Here is a 19,289-nt window from a genome sequence, read left to right on the forward strand (position 1 = left end):
ACCGGGGGCCTGTTCGGGAGCACGCCCACGGCCCTACCCTCGCACGCAGGGCCCCGAGGGTGGGCCACGAGGCGAAGGTGGTGGCGGGGGTGTCGGTGCAGCGGGTGGCGGCGGTCGTCGTGCTCCTCGTGCTCGGGGTGCTCAGCCTCCCGTTCGTCGCGCTCTTCCTCGACGGCGAGGCGACGCAGAACTGGGTCATACCGGTGCAGCTCGGGCTCATGGCGCTCGTCGGGGCGCTCGTGGGCCGCCTCGTCCCGGCCCTGGCCGGGCCGGGAGCCAGCCCCGCCCGGGCGGCGGGCGTCGGTGCGCTCGCGGGCCTGGCCGCTGCACTGGTCGGCCTCCTGCTGTTCTTCGTCCTCCTCACGGGGACGAGCGGCGCGTGACACGGCTCAGCCGCCGACCGGTTCGGTGCGCTCCCAGCGGTAGCCCCTGCCGAACACGGTGAGCAGGCGCACCGGGCGGCCCGGGTCGGCCTCGACCTTCTCGCGCAACCGGCGCACGTGGACGGTGACGGTCGACGCGTCGCCCACCTGCCACGCCCACACGTGGCGCAGCAGGTCGTCGCGGCCGAAGACGACGCCGGGATGCTGCACGAGCCATGCGAGCAGGTCGAGCTCGCGGGCGGTGAGCGCCACCGGTGTGCCCCCACGGGTCACCGACCGGGCGCCGAGGTCGACGACGAGGTCGCCGTCACGCAGCACGTCGACGACGGGCTCGACCGGCCGCGCCGCGCGGCGCAGCACCGAGCGCACGCGGAGCTCGAGCTCGCGCAGGCTGAACGGCTTGGTGACGTAGTCGTCGGCACCGTGCTGCAGCCCCTGGACGCGCTCGTGCTCCTGCCCGCGTGCGGTGAGCATGACGACCGGAAGGTCCCGACGCATCGAGCGCAGCCGCCGGCTCACCTCGAGTCCGCCCAGGCCCGGCAGCATGAGGTCGAGGAGCACGAGGTCGGCGGGGTGCGCGACGTACCGCTCGACGGCCACCTCGCCCGAGCCGACGGCATCCACCGCGTACCCGGCGCGGGTCAGGTAGGCCGCGACCGCCTCGCGCACGGTCGCGTCGTCCTCGACGAGCAGGATCCGCACCACGGCCCAAGGCTAGGTCCGCACCCGGGGAGGGCACGGCATCCGGCGCTCGGGCGGTCAGACCCCGGCAACACCGAACGTCCGGCAGGTCGGGCCCCGGAACCCCCGACATGCCGGACGTCACGTCCACGGGCGCCCCGGGGCTGGAACACTGGGCCCATGCGTCGGATCGTCCAGAGCAGGAAGCTCCAGCACGTGCGCTACGACGTACGCGGCCCGATCCTCGTCGAGGCCCAGCGCCTCGAGGCCGAGGGGCACAAGATCCTCAAGCTCAACATCGGCAACACGGCCCCGTTCGGGTTCGAGGCACCCGAGGCCATCGTCGCCGACATGATCCACAACCTGCCCGAGAGCCAGGGCTACGCCGACTCGCGCGGCATCTACTCGGCGCGCACCGCCGTCGCGCAGTACTACCAGTCGCACGGCCTGACCGACACGGGCGTCGACGACGTCTACATCGGCAACGGGGTCTCCGAGCTCATCACGATGGTGCTCCAGGCGTTCGTCGACGACGGCAACGAGATCCTCGTGCCGGCGCCGGACTACCCGCTGTGGACCGGGGCGGTGTCGCTGTCGGGGGGCACCCCGGTGCACTACCGCTGCGACGAGGGGAACGGCTGGAACCCCGACCTCGACGACATCGAGTCCAAGATCACCGAGAACACCCACGCGATCGTCATCATCAACCCGAACAACCCGACCGGGGCCGTGTACTCCGAGGACACCGTGCGGGCGCTCGTCGACATCGCCCGCCGGCACCGGCTCGTCGTCATGGCCGACGAGATCTACGAGAAGATCCTCTTCGACGACGCCGTGCACCACCACGCGGCGACCTTCGCCGGAGACGACGTGCTGTGCCTGACCTTCAGCGGGCTCTCGAAGGCGTACCGGGTGTGCGGCTACCGCGCGGGCTGGGTCATGGTGTCCGGGCCCAGGCACCTCGCCGAGGACTTCCTCGAGGGCCTGACCCTGCTCGCGAACATGCGGATGTGCGCCAACGTCCCCGCGCAGCACGCCATCCAGACCGCCCTCGGCGGGTACCAGTCGATCACCGAGCTCATCGTGCCGGGGGGCCGGTTCTACGAGCAGAGCAAGCTCGCGGCCCGGCTGCTCAACGAGATCCCCGGCGTGTCGTGCGTCGAGCCACGGGGGGCGCTGTACTGCTTCCCGCGCCTCGACCCCGAGGTCTACCCCGTCGAGAGCGACGAGGCGCTCGTCATCGACCTGCTGCGGGCCAAGAAGATCCTCGTCACCCATGGCACCGGCTTCAACTGGTTCGAGCCCGACCACTTCCGCCTCGTCACCCTCCCGGACGTCGACACCCTCACCGAGGCGATCGGCCGGATCGCCGACTACCTCGAGACCGTGCGGGACTGACGACCGGCGTGGCGGGCCGCGACGACGACGCCGGCGAGGTCGACGACCACGTCGGCGACGTGGACCATGTCGGCGTCGGCGACGTCGACCGCGACCGCGTCGACCTCGTCGTCGTGGCGACCGTCGCGCTCGGCGGCGTCATCGGCTCGCTCGGCCGGTACGCCGTGGGCGAGGCCCTGCCGCACGCGTCCGGGGCCTTCCCGTGGGCGACCCTCGTCGTCAACGTGAGCGGCGCCTTCGCGATGGGGCTGCTCGTCGCGTACCTCGTCGACCGTCCGGGGGTGCACCGGCTGGCCCGCCCGTTCGTCGGGGTCGGCGTGCTCGGTGGGTGGACGACCTTCTCGGCGCTCGCCGTGGACGTCGTGCAGCTCTCCGCCGCCGCCGAGGTGCAGCTCGCCCTCGGCTACGTCGCGGCCACCTTCCTCGTCGGCACCCTCGCCGTCCCCGCGGGCGCGGCCGTCGGGCAGCGCGTCTGGCCCGGGCCGTGAGCCTCGTCGACGCGCTCCTCGTGGCGCTCGGCGCCGCGGTGGGGGCTCCCCTGCGCTTCCTGACGAACCACTGGGTGCGCCAGCGCCTCGGCGGCACCCCCGCCGCGGGCACGCTCGTCGTCAACGTCGTCGGGTCGTTCGTCCTCGGCCTGCTCGTCGGCGCCGGGGCGGTCGGGGCGCCCGTGGCGCTCGTCGGCATCGGGTTCTGCGGAGCGCTCACGACCTTCTCCACGCTGGCCCTCGAGCTCTGGGACGCGATGTCCGACGACCGCTACCCGCACGCGGCCGCGAACGTCGCGCTCTCCCTCACCCTCGGCCTGGGCGCCGCGTGGCTCGGCTGGGTCGTCACCTCCAGCTGACCCCCGGCAGCTCGCGTTGGGTGCGGAAACGGTTGCCGGGGCAGCCACCTGGGCCCCCACGACGCGCGAGGGCGCCGCTCCCTCCTCGTCACGGCGCACGGGGAACCCTATGCTCTCGGTCATGCGTCGCCGCCCCCCGCGCCCGGTCCCGGACGTGTTCGAGACCTTCGCCCACCGGGTCGACTCCGGCGACGAGGGGCCGCTCGAGGCGCCGGGCGCCGCGAGCGTGGCGCGCTCGGCCGGCATCACCGTCGGCCTCATGGTGCTCACGTCCCTCGCGTTCGTCGCCGGCGCCTGGGTGTCGGCCGCGGTTCGGCCCGAGCTCGTCTTCTCCAACCTGTTGTGGGAGGGCGTCGCGATCGTCGCCTGGTCGGTCGCCTGGGGTGGGCTTGCAGCAGCCGGAGTGCTGGCGCTCGGGATCATCGCGGTGGGGGTGCCGTGGGTGCGGCGTCAGCGCGACGCCCGCTCGACCTCGGCCTCCACCTCGCCCTCCACCCCGACCTCGACCTCGACCTCGACGCCGTAGGACCAGCCCGGGCGCAGCGGCAACTGGTCACCGCTCCAGAACCGCCCCGGGTCGTACCAGTTCATCGGCACGTCGTCGTGCAGGATGCCCATCTCCTCGAGCGTCACCCCGACGACCTCCGCGCAGTAGGCCGCCTCGGGCCGCACCCCCTTCTCCCGGGCGGCCCGACGCGAGAGGTGGCCGTCGCGCCCCCGCAGCCAGCGCCACGCCATCCCCATCGTCGTGGGGAAGGAGACGCCGTCGAGCCGGGCGATGGTGCGCAGCAGCGCGTCCTCCTGCTCACGGTCGACCTCGGGGGTGAGCTGGCGTACCCACGCCCGCTGGCGGTAGCGCACCTGCCACGTCGAGACGGACTCGCGCAGGTCGTGCAGCTGGACGCCCCGGTGGTGGTCGCCGGTCCAGTGGTCGCGCAGCGAGCGGCCGAGCTCGGCGTGCCACATGAGCGGCGGCAGGTCGTCGAGGACGACGGCCATCCCGACGTGGTTCACGGGGGCGTTGCTCGCGGTCTGGATGACCCGGTCGGCCACCGTGCCCCCGCGGAAGATCCACAGGTCGCCCGTGCGGGTGGCCTCCACGGCCTCCTCGAACGGGACGGTGCTCGTCATGCGCGCCATGGCCCCAGTCTGCCCACACCCGGCCTGTGTGCGGGTGGCTATCGTGGCTGCCATGCCCGCCTCGAACCGCGCCTGGAAGATCGTCGGCCTGGCCAGCCTCGTCGGCGTCGTCGCGACGGGTGCGCTCGTCGCCCGAAACGAACGGGAGCGTCGCGCCTACACCCCCGACGAGGTGCGCGACCGGCTCCAGCAGCGCCTCGGGGCGGCCGGAGGACCGCAGGGCTCGGAGCCCGCCGGCACCTCCGGCGACCGCTGATCTCCGGTACGCCGTAGGCCGCGCTCGGTGGTCGACCGCGGGCCTGCTGCCGCCCGGGTATGGGCGGCCGGCGGTCAGCCGGCCCCGGCCCCGGCCCCGGCAGCGAGGGCCTCGAGGCGGTCGTAGCCTTCGGCCATCCCGGTCTCCATCCCGGACTCGACCATCGCGTCGCGACCCTCGACGGTGCGCCCGATGCTGCGGCCGCGCAGGCGGGTGCGGCCGTCGCCGAGGTCCTCGAACCACATGAACTCCAGGGCTACCTCGTCGGGCGCGCCGTCGAACTCGAAGGTCTGGAGGGCGAACTCGTTCTCCCGGACGGTGTGGAACACCCCGCGGAAACCGAACGTGCCGTGCTCGCCCGTGTGCGTGTAGGCGTACCCCCCGCCGGTGGTGAAGTCCCACCGGTCGATGGCCATCTCGTAGCCGTGCGGGCCCAGCCACTGGCGCACCTTGTCGGGGTCGCGGTGGGCCTCGAAGACGGCGGCGACGGGTGCGTCGAACTCACGGGTGAAGTCGATCCACGGCACGCCGCGCGGGATGTCGAGGTGGAGGCTGTTGCTCATGATGGCTCCTTGCGTGGTGCGGGCGTCGCGTCGGGCGCGAGCAACGCGTCGAGTCGGCGGAAGCGCTGCTCGTGCAGCAGCCGGTAGCCGTCGATCCACGCGGTGAGTGCCTCGAGCGCGTCGGGGTTGAGGTGGACCGGGCGGCGCTGAGCCTCCCGCGTCCGGGTGACCAGGCCCGCGTGCTCGAGGACCTGGATGTGCTTCGACACCGCCTGGAGGGAGATCTCGAAGGGCTCGGCGATCTCGTTCACCGTGGCCGGGCCTCGGCTGAGGCGCGCGATGATCGCCCGCCGGACCGGGTCGGCGAGGGCCGCGAAGCCCAGGTTCACCGTCTCGTCCGACATCCCCTTATTCAACATCCCGCTTGATCAACTGTCAAGTTGATTACTCTCGAGTGTCCGCGATGACTGCGGACGTGGTCGTCCGAGCAGCCGGTTCCGCACTCGAGGCCGGATGCACCGCAGGGCAGGACCCGGTTCGGGTCTGGGGTTTGGGTACCGCGGTACCGCTAGGGCTTGACGACCGTGAGGAGCACGACGGCGTCCTCCAGGGCGCTCACGGTGTGCCGCTGGGCCGGGACGACGACGTGGTCACCGGCCGACCCCTCCCACGTGTTCGGCTCGGCGTCCAGCCGAACCCGCCCGCGCAGCACCTGGAGCGTCGCCTCCCCAGGGCTCTCGTGCTCGGACAGCTCGTGCCCGGCCAGGAGTGCGATGACGGTCTCGCGCAGCACCCGGTCGTGGCCGCCGTGGATCGTGCGCGCAGCCCTGGCACTCTGGCCCTGTCGGGCGGCCTCGAGCTGCTCGTCGGCGAGGGTGGTGAGCGAGATGCCGTCCATGGCGTGCCTTTCGGTGGGGTCAGGCGGGGGTGGATGCCGGGAAGGTCGCCCGCATCGCCGCCGCGAGGGCGGCGACGTCCACGGCCTCGCCCCGCGCGGCACGGGCCCCGACCGCGACCCCGAGGATGTAGGAGCCGACCGGGGCCATCGGGCGCGCGAACCCGTGCGCGATGTCCTTGGTCAGCGCATGGATGCCGGTCACGTCGACGGCGTCCGGGTCGACGTCGAGCGCGGTGCAGGCGTCGACGATCCAGGCGTGCCACTGCTGCTCGGCGGCGGCGAGGTCGGTCATCCGGTCCTCCGTGGGTCAGTCACCGGGTCACTTCTTCGTCAGCTCGGGCTTCTCCCAGCCGCGCTGCGGCGCACGGTTGCCCGACCCCCGCCCGGGACGCTCGTCCTTCGAGCGGTAGACGAGGTAGGGGCGGGTGACGTAGCCGAGGGGCGCGGAGAACACGTGGACGAGCCGGGTGAACGGCCACATCGCGAAGAGGATGAACGCGAGGAGTGCGTGCAGCTGGAAGCCGATCGGTGCCTCGGCCATGAGCTCGGGCTGCGGCTGGAGCGCGAAGATGCTGCGGAACCAGACGCTGACGCCCTCGCGGTAGTTGTACTCGCCGCCGAACTGCAAAAGGCTCCCTGCGACGGTGTTCCACATGCCGAGGAGGATGACGGTACCGAGCACGGCGTACATGGCCTTGTCGTTGACGGTCGTCGCCTTGAACACCGGGCCGGTCGTGCGCCGACGGTAGACGAGGATGACGAGCCCGGCGACCGCGGCGATGCCCGCCGGGATGCCGCCCGCCAGCGCGATGATGTGGTACGTGTGCGCGCTCACGCCGAGGGCGTTCGTCCACACCTGGGGGACGATGAGGCCGATGACGTGCCCCATGACGACCCCGAGCATGCCGAAGTGGAAGAGCGGGCTGCCGATGCGCAGCAGGCGGTCCTCGTAGAGCTGGCTGGACCGGGTCGTCCAGCCGAACTTGTCGTAGCGGTAGCGCCAGACGTGCCCCACGACGAACACGGCGAGGCAGACGTACGGGACGATCACCCACAGGAACGTGGTCATCGGGGGGCTCCTACGGGGATGGTCGGGCCGAGCAGCGCGGTCGTGTCGGCGGGTTCGGGTCGGGGGTTGAGCCGGGGGTCGACGGCGTAGGGCTCGAGGCCGACCTCCTCCTGGGGCGGGCCCTCGGCGACGAGCCGCAGCAGGGCCTCCTCGTCGTCGCCGTCGAGCACCGGGAGCGTCGAGCGCAGCGCCTCGACGACCGGCAGCCACGGCGAGCCACGCTGCGCGAGCCCGGCCCGCAGCACCTCGATGCCCACGCGGTGGCGGGTGAGCAGGTGCCAGGCGGTGTGCTGGTCGTGGAGCGCCCCGAACTCGAGGACGACGCTGAGGTGGTCGGGCAGCTCGACGTCGGTGTCGAACTCGACACCGGCCCGGCGGTAGGCCTGCTTGAACTCGACGAGGGCCACCCCGCGGCGGCGGGTGTCGCCCTGCGCGAAGTACGTGAGGTGCAGCGAGCACTTGCGGGTCACGTCGAAGGTGTCGACGTAGTCGCGCTGGAGCGCGCCGAGGTCACCGTGCTCGAGCGTGTCGAGGAACTCGGTGAGCGGCAGGCGCTGGGGGTCGGGCAGGCCGTCGACGACCTCGCGGAGCATGGGCACCCGCTCGAGGAGGACGTCGTCGGGGTAGTCGAGCAGGAGCGAGACGACCTGCCACGTCGCGGCGAGCGCCTGCGGGTCGGTGGCGGGCTCCTCGTCGCGGTGCCGCCGCCACCTCATCGGTCCGCCTTCTCGTCCGACCCCGGGAACATGCCCGGCGGCATCCCCCGCCCGTCCCAGTTGAGGAGGTTGACCCGCCCGCGCATCGGGTTGTCGGCCGGGAGGCCGTCCATCGTGTCGGCCGACTGGGCCTGCTGGAGCACCCGGAAGCTCTCGATCGCGACCGGGGTGGGCGCGCCGCCCGAGCCCTCGCCGAAGATCTCCTGCCCGCCGCCGTACTCCGAGACGGCGCACTCGGTGGCGAGCTCCTCGAGGGCGTGGGCCTGCTCGGCGTGCGCCGTGGGGATGACGTAGCGCTCGTCGTACTTGGCCAGGGCGAGGAGGCGGAACATCTCGTACATGTCCTCGCCCTCCATCCCGACCGCCGCCGGGATCTCGTCGCGGGGGTCGCGCCCGAGGTTGATGTCGCGCATGTACGAGCGCATCGCCGCGAGCTTCTTGAGCACCCCGTTGACCGGCTCGACGTCACCGGCCGTGAACAGGTTGGCGAGGTACTCGACGGGGATCCGCAGCGTGTCGATGGCCCCGAAGAGGTTGTCGACGTCCTCGGCGTCGTACCCGGTGTCCTTGATGACGTCGACGACCGGCGACAGCGGCGGGATGTACCAGACCATCGGCATCGTGCGGTACTCCGGGTGCAGCGGCAGAGCGACCTTGTAGTCCATGATGAGCCGCTTGACGGGGCTGCGCCGGGCGGCCTCGACCCAGTCACCCGGGATGCCGGCGGCCTCCGCCTCGCGCCGCACCTGCGGGTCCTCGGGGTCGAGGAAGACGCCGAGCTGGGACTCGTAGAGGTCGGTGTCGTTCGTCGCGGTCGCCGCCTCGAGCACCTTGTCGGCGTCGTAGAGGACGAGGCCGATGTAGCGCAGCCGGCCGACGCACGTCTCGGAGCACACCGTCGGGATGCCGACCTCGACCCTCGGGTAGCAGAACGTGCACTTCTCGGCCTTGCCGGTCTTGTGGTTGAAGTAGACCTTCTTGTACGGGCAGCCGGTGATGCACATCCGCCAGCCGCGGCAGCGGTCCTGGTCGACGAGGACGATGCCGTCCTCCTCGCGCTTGTAGATCGCCCCGCTCGGGCACGACGCCGCGCACGACGGGTTGAGGCAGTGCTCGCAGATCCTCGGCAGGTAGAACATGAAGGTGCGCTCGAACTCGAAGCGCACCTTGTCCTCGATGCCCTTGAGCATGACGTCCTTCGCCGCGTGCTCGCGCGAGCCGCCGAGGTCGTCGTCCCAGTTGGCGCTCCACGAGACGTTGATCGGCTTGCCCGAGATGAGCGAGTGCGGCCGGGCGACGGGGAAGTTCTTCTGCGCCGGGGCGTTGAGCAGCGTCTCGTAGTCGTAGGTCCAGGGCTCGTAGTAGTCCTGGATCGACGGCATCTTCGGGTTGCTGAAGATCGTGAGCAGCTTGCGCAGCCGGCCGCCGGCGCGCAGGCGCAGCCGGCCGTTGCGCATGACCCAGCCGCCCTTCCACTCGTCCTGGTCCTCGTAGCCGCGTGGGTACCCCAGCCCGGGACGGGTCTCGACGTTGTTGAACCAGACGTACTCGGTGCCCGCGCGGTTGGTCCACGCCTGCTTGCACGTGACCGAGCAGGTGTGGCACCCGATGCACTTGTCGAGGTTCATGACCATCGCCATCTGAGCCATGACGCGCATGTCGTGTCGCCTTCTCTCGTCGTCGGGGGTCAGTACTCGACCGGGGCGGTCCGCTTGCGGATCATCGTGACCTCGTCGCGGTTGTTGCCCGTCGGCCCGATGTAGTTGAAGAAGTAGGCGAGCTGCGCGTAGCCGCCGATGATGTGGCTCGGCTTGAGCATGATCCGGGTGAGGGAGTTGTGGATGCCGCCGCGCCGCCCGTGCGTCTCGGTGAGCGGCACGTCGATGAGCCGGTCCTGGGCGTGGTGCATGTAGACGGTGCCCTCGGGCATCCGGTGCGAGACGATGGCCCGGGCCGCGACGACACCGTTGCGGTTGACCGCCTCGATCCAGTCGTTGTCGCGGACCCCGATCTTCTCGGCGTCGACGTCGGACAGCCAGATCGTCTGGCCCCCGCGGGAGAGGCTGAGCATGAAGAGGTTGTCCTGGTACTCGCTGTGGATCGACCACTTGTTGTGCGGCGTGAGGTAGCGGACCGACACCCCGAGGGCGTTCTGCTCGCCGATCGCGGTCTCGCCGAACAGCTCGGTCATGTTGAGCGGGGGTCGGTACACCGGCAGGGCCTCTCCCATCCCGAGGATCCAGTCGTGGTCGAGGTAGAACTGCTGGCGCCCGGTGAGCGTGTGGAAGGGCTTGAGCCGCTCGATGTTGATCGTGAACGGTGCGTAGCGTCGGCCGCCGCTCTCCGAGCCCGACCACTCGGGCGAGGTGATGACCGGCACGGGTGCCACCTGGGTGTCGGCGAAGGTGATCTGCTTGCCCTCGTGCTCGGCCGCGAGGTCGTGCAGCGGTGTGCCGGTGCGCTTCTCGACGTTCTTGAACCCGTGGGTCGCGAGGTGGCCGTTCGTCGTGCCGGACAGGTGCAGGATCGCGTCGGCGACGTGGATGTCGGTGTCGAGCCGGGGCTGGCCGTCGCCGGCTCCACCGTGGGCGACCCCGTTGCGGTGCCGCAGGATGTCGACCTCACGGGTGACGTCGTAGGGCACGCCCTTGGTGAGCATGCCGACCTTCTCCATGAGCGGGCCGATCGAGGTCATCTTGTCGTAGACGGCGGTGTAGTCCCGCTCGGCGACGACGAGCACCGGCAGGGTCTTGCCCGGCACCGGCTCCACCTCGCCGGTGCGCCAGTCCTTGACGACGCCGTGCACGGTGGCCATCGCCTCGGGGGTGTCGTGCCAGAGCGGCTTCGCGATGACGTCGCGCCGGGTGCCGAGGTGGTCGACGGCGAGCTCGGAGAACCTCTTCGCGACCGCCTTCCACGCCTCCCAGTCCGTCTTGGACTGCCACGGCGGCGCGATGGCCGGGTTGAACGAGTGCACGAACGGGTGCATGTCGGTCGTGTTGATGTCGTGCTTCTCGTACCACGTGGCCGCCGGCAGCACGACGTCCGAGAAGAGCGTCGAGCTCGTCATCCGGAAGTCGATCGTCATGAGCAGGTCGAGCTTGCCCTCGGGCACCTCCTCGGGCCACTCGATGCCGGCCGGCCGCTTCTCGGGCGGGGCCTGCTCCGCGGTGACCGCGTTGTCGGTGCCGAGCAGGTGCTTGAGGAAGTACTCGTTGCCCTTGGCGCTCGACCCGAGCAGGTTGGCCCGCCAGAGGCTGAGGATGCGGGGGTGGTTCTCCTCGGCCTCGGGGTCCTCGACGGCGAACTTGAGGGCGCCGGACCTGAGCTGGTCGACGACGTGGGCCACGGGGTCCAGCCCCGCGGCATCCGCCTCGTCCGCGAGCGCGAGGCTGCTGCGGTTGAACGTCGGGTAGCTCGGCGTCCAGCCCAGGCGCACCGACTGGGCGAGCAGGTCCATGACGCCCTTGCCCGCGAAGACGCCGGTGCCGGCGTCGACGTCGTCGGCCGTGAAGGTGTCGTAGCGGTACTGGCTCGTGTTGACGTACCAGTACGCGGTCTGGTTCATGTGCCGCGGCGGGCGCTGCCAGTCGAGCGCGAACGCCATGTGCTGGAAGCCCATGATCGGCCGGATCTTCTCCTGGCCGACGTAGTGCGCCCACCCGCCGCCGTTGCGGCCCTGGCAGCCCGTGATGGAGGTGAGCACGAGCATCGCGCGGTAGATCTGGTCGGAGTGGAACCAGTGGTTCGTCCCCGCGCCCATGAGGATCATCCCGCGGCCACCGGTGTCGATGGCGTTCTGCGCCCACTCGCGGGCCAGCCGCACGACCTGCTCGGCCGGCACGGAGGTGATCTCCTCCTGCCAGGCGGGCGTCGCCGGGGTGCTCGGGTCGTCGTAGCCGGCCGGCCACGTGCCCGGCATCCCGGCGCGGTGCACGCCGTAGTGGGCGAGCATGAGGTCGAGCACGGTCGTCACGAGGCGGCCCCCGACCCGCCGCACCGGCACCCCGCGGGTGACGTGGGCGACCTTGCCGTCGAGGGCGTCGAAGCGCGGCAGGGCGACCTGTGCGGTCTCGGTGGCCGTGCCGTGCAGGGTGAGCAGCGGGTCGATGTCGCCGAGGTCGAGGTTCCACCTGCCCCAGCCCTCCTCGCCGTAGCGGAAGCCGATCGACCCGTTGGGGATGGCGACCTCGCCGGTGCGGGCGTCGAGCACGGCCGGCTTCCACATCGCGTTCTCGGAGCTGCTCTCCGGGACGTCGAGGTCGCCGGCGACGAGGTACTTGCCCGGGCGCAGGTCGTCGCCCTCGCCCTCGCCCTCGCCCTCGAGCGCGACGAGGAACGGCAGGTCGGTGAACTGCTGGTTGTACCGGGTGAAGAACTCGACCTGCTGGTCGACGAAGAACTCCTTGAGGATGACGTGGCCCATCGCCATCGCGAGCGCCCCGTCGGTGCCGGGGGCGGCCGCGACCCACTCGTCGGCGAACTTGACGTTCTCGGCGTAGTCCGGGGAGACGGCGACGACCTTCTGGCCGCGGTAGCGCGCCTCGGTCATCCAGTGCGCGTCGGGGGTGCGGGTCATCGGCACGTTCGAGCCCCACATGATGAGGTAGCCGGCATCCCACCAGTCACCCGACTCGGGAACGTCGGTCTGGTCGCCGAACATCTGCGGCGAGGCGTTCGGGAGGTCGGCGTACCAGTCGTAGAACGAGAGCATCGGCGCGCCGACGAGCTCGAGGAAGCGGGCGCCCGACGCGTACGACACCGGGGACATCGCCGGGATGGGCGAGAAGCCGGCGATCCGGTCCGGGCCCCAGCGCTTGACGGTGTAGACGTGGGCGGCGGCGATGATCTCGACGACCTCGTCCCACGTCGAGCGCACGAGCCCACCCTTGCCGCGGGCCGACTTGTAGCGACGCGCCTTCTCGGGGTCCTGGACGACCGACGCCCACGCGACGACGGGGTCGCCCCCGACCGCCCGCTTCGCCTCGCGGAACATCTCGAGCAGCACCCCACGCACGTAGGGGTAGCGGACCCGCGTCGGGGAGTAGGTGTACCAGCTGAAGGCCGCACCACGCGGGCAGCCGCGGGGCTCGTACTCGGGCCGGTCGGCACCCGTGGAGGGGTAGTCGGTCTGCTGCGCCTCCCAGGTGATGATGCCGTCCTTGACGTAGACCTTCCACGAGCACGAGCCCGTGCAGTTCACGCCGTGGGTGCTGCGCACGACCTTGTCGTGCGACCACCGGTCGCGGTAGAAGGCGTCCCCGGCCCGGCCGCCCTGGGCGTGGATGGACCGCTTGTCCTGCGACACCTCCGAGCGGGTGAAGAAGCGCCGGGTGCCGACGAGCGCGTCGGTCAGGGGGCCGTCGAGTCCGGGGGTGGCGCTCATGCGGGCTCCTTCGGGGTCGTGGTGCTGCGGAACGGGGTCCTCGTCGTCACGTGGGCGACGCAGGTCGTGGGGTCGACGAACGGCTCGAGCCCGACCTCGGCGTCGGTCTCGCCGAACTGCTCGAGCGAGCCCGCGATGAGGCCGCGGTGGATGCCGCAGACGACGGCGGTGTTCGACCGGGCGAGGTCGAGGAAGGGGCAGTGCGCCAGCCGCACGTTCGCCGTGCGCCCGCCGTCGGTCGTCGTGAGCTCGGGGGTGTACCCCCACTGCTGGAGGACGTCGATCATCCGGCCGACCTTGCTCAGCCACCGGCCCGGGGTGTCGGCGGGCGCCTCGTCGGCATCGCCCGGAACGTGCTGCCGGGCCCAGCGTCGCCCCACCTCGACGGGGGTCGGGGTGCGCCCCGTGCCCCCGGGGGACAGGGCGTCGGCCAGCAGCCCGCTGAGCAGGCGGAGGGAGTCGAGCTCGCCGGCGGCGTCGACGTCGGCGAGCGAGCCGGGGGCCACCGTGTAGACCTTGCGCGGCCGGCCCGCACCGCCCAGCCGCTGGAAGGCCGCCTCGACGAGCCCCGCGGCGACGAGCTGGTCGAGGTGGAAGCGGACCGTCGTGACGTGCAGCCCGACGCTCAGGGCCAGCTCGGCGGCGCTGAGGCCGGCCGGCTCGGCACCCCGCAGCGCCTCGTTCGCCAGGACGTCGAGGAGCCGCCGGCGCACGGGGGACGCGAGCAGCGCGGCCGTGCCGTGGTCCGCGACGGCGGTCAACGTGCCTCCCCGGATATGAAGGAAAGGGTTCCTCCCCATCGAACCACATCCAGACCGCGAGCGGGAGCCGGGGGGCACGATCCGTCCTGCTCGGTGAGTTGCGGCATATGTCGTTGACATCGCGCTCGATTCGGGTGTACGACGGAGCGTCGTAGTCGTTAGGCTGACCTCACTGGCGGGCCCTTTGCGGGATCACTACCGTCCTGTTCGACATATTTAGATGAGCAGATTCATCCAAATGGAGGCATGGGCATGACCCAGCTGACCGAGCCCGTCGAGGCGCCCGCCCACGTGACCGTGTCGAGCGGCGCCAAGCGCGTCCTCACGATGTCGACCCTCGCGTTCACGCTCATGTTCGCCGTGTGGCTCATGTTCGGCATCCTCGGCGTGCCGATCCAGAAGGAGCTCGGCCTCAGTGACCCCGAGCTGGCCTGGATCTCCGCGGTCGCCGTGCTCAACGGCTCGCTGTGGCGCCTGCCCGCCGGCATGCTCACCGACCGCATCGGCGGGCGCATCGTCACGATCTCGATGCTCCTGCTCACCGCGATCCCCTGCTTCTTCATCACCCAGGTCACCGAGTACCTCCCCCTGCTCGTGCTGGCGTTCCTCGTCGGCTTCGCCGGCAACCTGTTCAGCGTCGGGATCGCGTGGAACGCCGCGTGGTTCCCCAAGGAGCGGCAAGGGTTCGCGCTCGGTGTCTTCGGCGCCGGAAACGTCGGCGCCTCGGTCACCAAGCTGCTCGTCGTCCTCCTGCCGACCATCATCGTCAGTACGACCGGCGCCATGTACCTGGGCATCTTCCCCGGTGGCTGGCGAATCTTCCCCGCGTTCTACACCGTGGCCCTCGTCGTCGTCGCGATCCTCACCTTCGTCATCGTCCCGCGACACGACAGGAAGGGCGGCGAGGGCAAGCCGATGCGCGAGATGCTCGCCCCGCTCAAGCACGTGCGGGTCTGGCGGTTCAGCCTCTACTACGCCGCCGTCTTCGGGGCCTACGTCGCGCTCGCCGCGTGGCTGCCCAAGTACTACGTCGACAACTACGACGTCCAGCTGCAGACCGCCGCCCTGCTCACCGCCACCTTCATCTTCCCCGCGTCCCTGCTGCGACCCGTCGGCGGCTGGTTCTCCGACCGCTACGGCGCCCGCCGGGTCATGTACTGGACGTTCGGCGTCATGACCCTGACCACCGGCATCCTCATGATGCCCAACGGCCACCTCGTCATCGCCCAGGCCGACGGCACCGAGAGCGAGCACCTCGCCTACGCCATCGGCATCGCGCCGTTCGCGTTCCTCGTCTTCGTCCTCGGCTGCGCGATGGGCGTCGGCAAGGCCGCCGTCTACAAGCACATCCCCGAGTACTTCCCCGACAACGTCGGCTCGGTGGGGGGCCTGGTCGGGATGTTCGGCGGCCTCGGCGGCTTCTTCCTCCCGCCGCTGTTCGCCTACACCAAGGAGTGGTCGGGCTTCCCGAGCTCGACGTTCTTCGTCCTGTTCCTGCTCACCGCGGCCTGCTTCCTGTGGATGCACTGGACCGTCGTCCACATGCTCCACCACGAGTCGCCCGACCTCGCCCGACACCTCGAGTCCCCGGACACCGCCCCGGTGTCCCGCTGACCCCATGCCACCGGCCACCCGGCCCTGAAGGAGAGAGACCGCCATGAGCACCGCCCCCGCACCGGCCCGCAAGGGCGAGTGGCTGGAGTCCTGGGACCCCGAGAACGAACAGACGTGGGACAAGTCCCTCGCCTGGCGCACCCTGTGGGTCACGACGTTCTGCCTCACCCTCGCCTTCGTCGCGTGGTTCCTCCCGAGCGCGATCATCCCCAAGCTCAACGCCCTCGGGTACGACTTCTCCAAGAGCCAGCTCTACTGGATGGCGGCCATGCCCGGCCTGGCCGCCGGCCTCCTGCGGCTCGTGTGGATGGTGCTGCCCCCGATCCTCGGCACCCGCAAGATGGTGTCCCTGACCAGCCTGCTGCTCATCGCCTCCACCCTCGGGTGGGGCGTGCGCGTCCAGTCGCCGACGGCCCCGTACTGGGAGCTCATGGTGCTCGCGTTCCTCGCCGGCATCGGCGGCGGCGCGTTCTCCGGCTTCATGCCGAGCACCTCGTACTTCTTCCCCCGGCGCATGCAGGGCACCGCGCTCGGCCTCCAGGCGGGGCTCGGCAACTTCGGCGTCTCCCTCGTGCAGCTGCTCACCCCGTACCTCATCGCCATCTCGGCGCTCGCGATCTTCGGCGGCAGCCAGCAGATGACCGTCCCCGGCAAGCCCCCGGTCGAGGTCTGGTACCAGAACGCGGCCTTCGTGTGGATCCCGCTCATGGTGGTCGGCGCGATCCTCGCCTGGACCATGCTGAAGTCGGTGCCGATCAAGGCGAACATCCGCCAGCAGTTCGACATCTTCGGCAACCAGGACACCTGGTGGATGACGATCCTCTACATCATGACCTTCGGCACGTTCTCGGGCCTGGCCGCCCAGTTCGGCCTCCTCATGGCCAACCTCTACGGCAACGGCAACAGCGAGATCGTCGAGGGCACGGGCGCGACCGCGACGGTGCTCGTCGCCGGCTACGCCGTCCCCGACGTCGTGAAGTACGTCTTCCTCGGCCCACTCATCGGTGCCGCGGCCCGCGTCGGGTTCTCCCCGCTCACCGACCGGATGGGCGGTGCGATCTGGACCCTCATCTCCGGCATCGGCCTCGTCGCCTCGATCACGTACACGATCCCCGCGCTCACGCCCGACACGAGCTCGGCGGCCGCGCTCGAGGCGGGTTTCGACCAGTTCCTCTACGGGATGCTCGCGATCTTCCTCTTCGCCGGCATCGGGAACGCGTCCACCTTCAAGCAGATGCCGATGATCTTCGAGCGCCGCCAGGCCGGCGGCGTCATCGGCTGGACCGCCGCCATCGCGGCCTTCGGCCCGTTCTTCTTCGGCATGGGGGTCACGACCCTCGGTCCGGTCGCGTTCTACTCCATCGGCGTCGCGTGGGCGGTCATGTGCGTGGGCATCACGTGGTGGCGCTACGCCCGTCCGGGCGCCCCGAAGCCCGGCTGATCCTCCCCGGCCGTGAGTGCGGACGCGGCTGCCCTGGCGGCCGTCTCCGCACTCACGGTGTGAGGTCCTCGAGGTCGCGCGGGGTGTCGACGTCGCGCGACGCCGCCCCCGGGACCGGCACCGCGACGTGGGCGAGCGCGAGCAGCGTCTTCGCCGGACGTCCGTGGGCCGGGTGGGGCAGCGCGTCGCGCACGGCAGCGGCCCGGTACACGGCGAGCAGCGGGTTCGCGACGCCCTCGTCGTCCGTCCCGACCGCGGCGTGGATGCCGGGTGGCGCCGCGTCGAGGGTGGCGGCCAGGGCGACGAGGGCCGGGGCGGCATACGGCATGTCCCCCGCGACGACGGCGACGAGTCCCGTGCGCACGACCGCGACCCCGGCCGCGACCCCGGCGAGCGGGCCCCCGCCCGGGGGGTCCTCCCTCGTCCAGGCGACCTCGCGCCCCGTGGCCCGTGGCTCGCCCACGGCGACGACGCGCCACGACCCGGGCAGCGCGGCGAGGAGGTGGTCGAGCACCGTCGTCCCGGCGAGCGGCGCCGCGAGCTTGTCGGAGCCGAAGCGCACCGACCGCCCGCCGGCGAGGACGACGACGGTGACGTCACCGGTCTCGGGTGCGTCGTCACCGGTCTCGGGTGCGTCGTCACCGGCCATGGGCACCAGTGTGGACCCCGTCCCACGGCACCCCCGCGGCGGCGGGCCCGGACGAGCTTGTGGGCGGTGTCGGCCGCCCAGACCGCCGGCACGGCGACGAGGGCGAGCGCCCGGCCGAGCGGCGAGGGCCACGATCCCCCGAGCAGCTCGGCCACCGGGTGTGACCCTGAGCGCCACGCTCCCGATACGCACCGCCCCCGACCTCGCCGTGGGTGCGGACGTGGTTGTGGGAACGACCACGTCGGCACCCGAGGCGGAGGTCAGGTCGCGACGGGCGGGTGCGGGTGGTGCGGCGAGCGGCCCTGGAACGACAGGATCGCGGGGTTCTGGATGACCCCCTCGCGGATCTCGATGGCGCGCCGGATCGTCGGGTCGGCGTCCCAGCCAGCCGGGCCGGCCATGACCGAGCGGATGAACGGCAGCAGCGCCTCGCTGATCTCCCACGTCGCCGACGCCCACAGGTGCGAGGGGCTGTGGTCGACGGCGTAGTGGAGCACCCCGTCGCCGACGACGAAGGTCGGGTCCTCGAACGTCGTCGGCCGGGCCCACGCGAAGCCCATCCCCTCGTCGCACGAGACGTCGACGACGAGCGTGCCGTGGGAGAGCAGCGGCAGGTCGTCGTCGGTGAGGAACATGAGCGGGGCGTCGGTGTCCTGCAGGACGCAGTTGACGATGACGTCGTGCTCGGCGAGGAACCCGGCGAGCGGCACCCGCCCCCCTGGCAGGGCGACGTGGCTCGCCGGGGCCACCCCGTCGTCGTCCTCGAAGTGCAGGATCCGGGCCGAGTGGATCGGGGCCGCCACGGCCGCGACCTGGCGGTGGGTCAGCACGTCGACCTCGGTGACCCCGAGCCCGGTGAGGGCGGTGACCGCGCCCCGGGCGGTGGCACCGAACCCGATGACGACGGCGCGGAGCCGGGGCCCGAAGTGCCCGCTCGCCCCGGACAGCTGGAGCGCGTGGAGCACCGAGCAGTAGCCGGCGAGCTCGTTGTTCATGTGGAAGACGTGGAGGTTGAACGCGCCGTCGCGGGCCCAGTGGTTCATCGCCTCGAACGCGATGAGGGTGAGGCGCTGGTCGACGGCGTGCTGGGTCAGCACCGAGTCCTGGACGCAGTGCGGCCACCCCCACAGCACCTGCCCGTCGCGCAGCGCGGCGATGTCGCTGAGCACCGGCTTGGGCTGCAGGATGACGTCGCACTCGGCGACGAGCTGCTCGCGGGTCAGCACCCCGGCGACGAGGGTGCGCAGCTCGTCGTCCGACACGCCGAAGCGCTCGCCGTAGCCGGTCTCGAGGTGGATGCCGGCGCGCAGGTCCGCGGGCACGCGGTCGAGGTGGCGCGGGTGGAGGGCGAGGCGCCGCTCGTTCTCCTTGAGCGATCGCCCCATGACACCGAGGGACAGGGTGGGTGCTGGCTGGCTCGTCACGGTCGCGTCCGATCGGGGAGGCGGACGGGGGACGGGGCCCCGTGCGCGGTTACGGTCCGGTGCTGCCACCCTACGCCGGGGGCGGGTGCCGGGCCGGGACGTTGCGCCCGCCCGGTCCCTGCC

General features: G+C 71.5%; 21 protein-coding genes. 8 read left to right on the forward strand and 13 right to left on the reverse strand.

All coding sequences use genetic code 11. The features are described from left to right. The first annotated feature begins 59 nt into the window (after positions 1-59). Positions 60-383, forward strand: coding sequence for a hypothetical protein (locus tag ABD899_RS18685; RefSeq protein ID WP_345208872.1), 324 nt, complete (start codon positions 60-62; stop codon positions 381-383). A 6-nt stretch (positions 384-389) separates the two neighbouring features. On the opposite strand, the gene ABD899_RS18690 is transcribed toward ABD899_RS18685, so the two are convergent. Then, a complete protein-coding gene (locus ABD899_RS18690) occupies positions 390-1,088 on the reverse strand; it encodes a response regulator transcription factor (RefSeq protein WP_345208874.1) in 699 nt (232 codons plus the stop codon). A 156-nt stretch (positions 1,089-1,244) separates the two neighbouring features. Between ABD899_RS18690 and ABD899_RS18695 the strand changes: the two genes are divergently transcribed. The 4 genes from ABD899_RS18695 to ABD899_RS18710 all read left to right on the forward strand — a co-directional run bounded on the left by ABD899_RS18695 (position 1,245) and on the right by ABD899_RS18710 (position 3,835). Continuing rightward, positions 1,245-2,462, forward strand: coding sequence for a pyridoxal phosphate-dependent aminotransferase (locus ABD899_RS18695; RefSeq protein WP_345208876.1), 1,218 nt, complete (start codon positions 1,245-1,247; stop codon positions 2,460-2,462). A gap of 8 nt (positions 2,463-2,470) precedes the next feature. Beyond that, on the forward strand, positions 2,471-2,950 hold the full coding sequence (locus ABD899_RS18700) for a fluoride efflux transporter FluC (protein WP_345208878.1): 480 nt from the start codon (positions 2,471-2,473) through the stop codon (positions 2,948-2,950). Then, positions 2,947-3,309, forward strand: a complete 363-nt coding sequence (locus tag ABD899_RS18705) for a fluoride efflux transporter FluC (protein WP_345208880.1) — start codon at positions 2,947-2,949, stop codon at positions 3,307-3,309. Before ABD899_RS18700 ends, ABD899_RS18705 begins: the two co-directional genes overlap by 4 nt. Positions 3,310-3,430: 121 nt before the next feature. After that, positions 3,431-3,835 carry a hypothetical protein gene (locus ABD899_RS18710; RefSeq protein WP_345208881.1) on the forward strand — a complete coding sequence of 135 codons (405 nt, stop codon included), beginning with the start codon at positions 3,431-3,433 and terminating at the stop codon, positions 3,833-3,835. Here ABD899_RS18710 and ABD899_RS18715 read toward each other — a convergent pair. Beyond that, positions 3,760-4,449, reverse strand: coding sequence for a hypothetical protein (locus ABD899_RS18715; RefSeq protein WP_345208882.1), 690 nt, complete (start codon positions 4,447-4,449; stop codon positions 3,760-3,762). The two genes, ABD899_RS18710 and ABD899_RS18715, sit on opposite strands and share 76 nt — an antisense overlap. A 52-nt stretch (positions 4,450-4,501) precedes the next feature. Here ABD899_RS18715 and ABD899_RS18720 point away from each other — a divergent pair, with 52 nt between their 5' ends. Continuing rightward, on the forward strand, positions 4,502-4,705 hold the full coding sequence (locus tag ABD899_RS18720; RefSeq protein WP_345208883.1) for a hypothetical protein: 204 nt from the start codon (positions 4,502-4,504) through the stop codon (positions 4,703-4,705). A gap of 74 nt (positions 4,706-4,779) precedes the next feature. Here the strand turns inward: ABD899_RS18720 and ABD899_RS18725 are convergent, their stop codons facing one another. From ABD899_RS18725 to ABD899_RS18765, 9 genes are all read right to left on the reverse strand, one after another. Further along, positions 4,780-5,268, reverse strand: coding sequence for an SRPBCC family protein (locus tag ABD899_RS18725; RefSeq protein WP_345208884.1), 489 nt, complete (start codon positions 5,266-5,268; stop codon positions 4,780-4,782). After that, positions 5,265-5,612: an ArsR/SmtB family transcription factor gene (locus ABD899_RS18730; protein WP_345208885.1), complete on the reverse strand. Its 348-nt coding sequence runs from the start codon at positions 5,610-5,612 to the stop codon at positions 5,265-5,267. Before ABD899_RS18730 ends, ABD899_RS18725 begins: the two co-directional genes overlap by 4 nt. A 164-nt stretch (positions 5,613-5,776) precedes the next feature. After that, a complete protein-coding gene (locus tag ABD899_RS18735) occupies positions 5,777-6,106 on the reverse strand; it encodes a cupin domain-containing protein (protein WP_345208886.1) in 330 nt (109 codons plus the stop codon). 19 nt (positions 6,107-6,125) lie between these two features. Next, positions 6,126-6,398 carry a DUF6457 domain-containing protein gene (locus ABD899_RS18740; protein ID WP_345208887.1) on the reverse strand — a complete coding sequence of 91 codons (273 nt, stop codon included), beginning with the start codon at positions 6,396-6,398 and terminating at the stop codon, positions 6,126-6,128. Positions 6,399-6,425: 27 nt separating this feature from the next. After that, positions 6,426-7,175 (reverse strand): respiratory nitrate reductase subunit gamma, encoded by a 750-nt coding sequence (gene narI, locus ABD899_RS18745; RefSeq protein WP_345208888.1) that lies wholly within the window; start codon positions 7,173-7,175, stop codon positions 6,426-6,428. Next, positions 7,172-7,891, reverse strand: coding sequence for a nitrate reductase molybdenum cofactor assembly chaperone (narJ, locus tag ABD899_RS18750; protein ID WP_345208889.1), 720 nt, complete (start codon positions 7,889-7,891; stop codon positions 7,172-7,174). Before narJ ends, narI begins: the two co-directional genes overlap by 4 nt. Continuing rightward, the gene (gene narH, locus ABD899_RS18755; RefSeq protein ID WP_345208890.1) at positions 7,888-9,549 is read right to left on the reverse strand and encodes a nitrate reductase subunit beta; all 1,662 of its coding nucleotides are present in this window, start codon (positions 9,547-9,549) and stop codon (positions 7,888-7,890) included. Before narH ends, narJ begins: the two co-directional genes overlap by 4 nt. 29 nt (positions 9,550-9,578) lie before the next feature. Beyond that, entirely contained in the window at positions 9,579-13,277 is a 3,699-nt protein-coding gene (locus tag ABD899_RS18760; protein ID WP_345208891.1) for a nitrate reductase subunit alpha, read from the reverse strand. After that, a complete protein-coding gene (locus ABD899_RS18765) occupies positions 13,274-14,038 on the reverse strand; it encodes a helix-turn-helix transcriptional regulator (protein ID WP_345208892.1) in 765 nt (254 codons plus the stop codon). Before ABD899_RS18765 ends, ABD899_RS18760 begins: the two co-directional genes overlap by 4 nt. A gap of 252 nt (positions 14,039-14,290) precedes the next feature. On the opposite strand from ABD899_RS18765, the gene ABD899_RS18770 reads away from it, so the two are divergent. Together ABD899_RS18770 and ABD899_RS18775 are read left to right on the forward strand one after the other, a co-directional pair. Continuing rightward, a complete protein-coding gene (locus ABD899_RS18770) occupies positions 14,291-15,652 on the forward strand; it encodes an MFS transporter (protein ID WP_345208893.1) in 1,362 nt (453 codons plus the stop codon). 43 nt (positions 15,653-15,695) lie between these two features. Then, the gene (locus ABD899_RS18775; RefSeq protein WP_345208894.1) at positions 15,696-17,093 is read left to right on the forward strand and encodes an MFS transporter; all 1,398 of its coding nucleotides are present in this window, start codon (positions 15,696-15,698) and stop codon (positions 17,091-17,093) included. Between the two features lie 52 nt (positions 17,094-17,145). Here the strand turns inward: ABD899_RS18775 and mobA are convergent, their stop codons facing one another. Together mobA and ABD899_RS18785 are read right to left on the reverse strand one after the other, a co-directional pair. Continuing rightward, positions 17,146-17,742 carry a molybdenum cofactor guanylyltransferase gene (gene mobA, locus ABD899_RS18780; protein ID WP_345208895.1) on the reverse strand — a complete coding sequence of 199 codons (597 nt, stop codon included), beginning with the start codon at positions 17,740-17,742 and terminating at the stop codon, positions 17,146-17,148. 260 nt (positions 17,743-18,002) lie between these two features. Beyond that, entirely contained in the window at positions 18,003-19,127 is a 1,125-nt protein-coding gene (locus ABD899_RS18785; protein ID WP_345208905.1) for a N(5)-(carboxyethyl)ornithine synthase, read from the reverse strand. Between the last annotated feature and the right edge of the window lie 162 nt (positions 19,128-19,289).

Source organism: Fodinibacter luteus, from assembly GCF_039541575.1.
In the GTDB taxonomy this organism is placed as follows: domain Bacteria; phylum Actinomycetota; class Actinomycetes; order Actinomycetales; family Dermatophilaceae; genus Fodinibacter; species Fodinibacter luteus.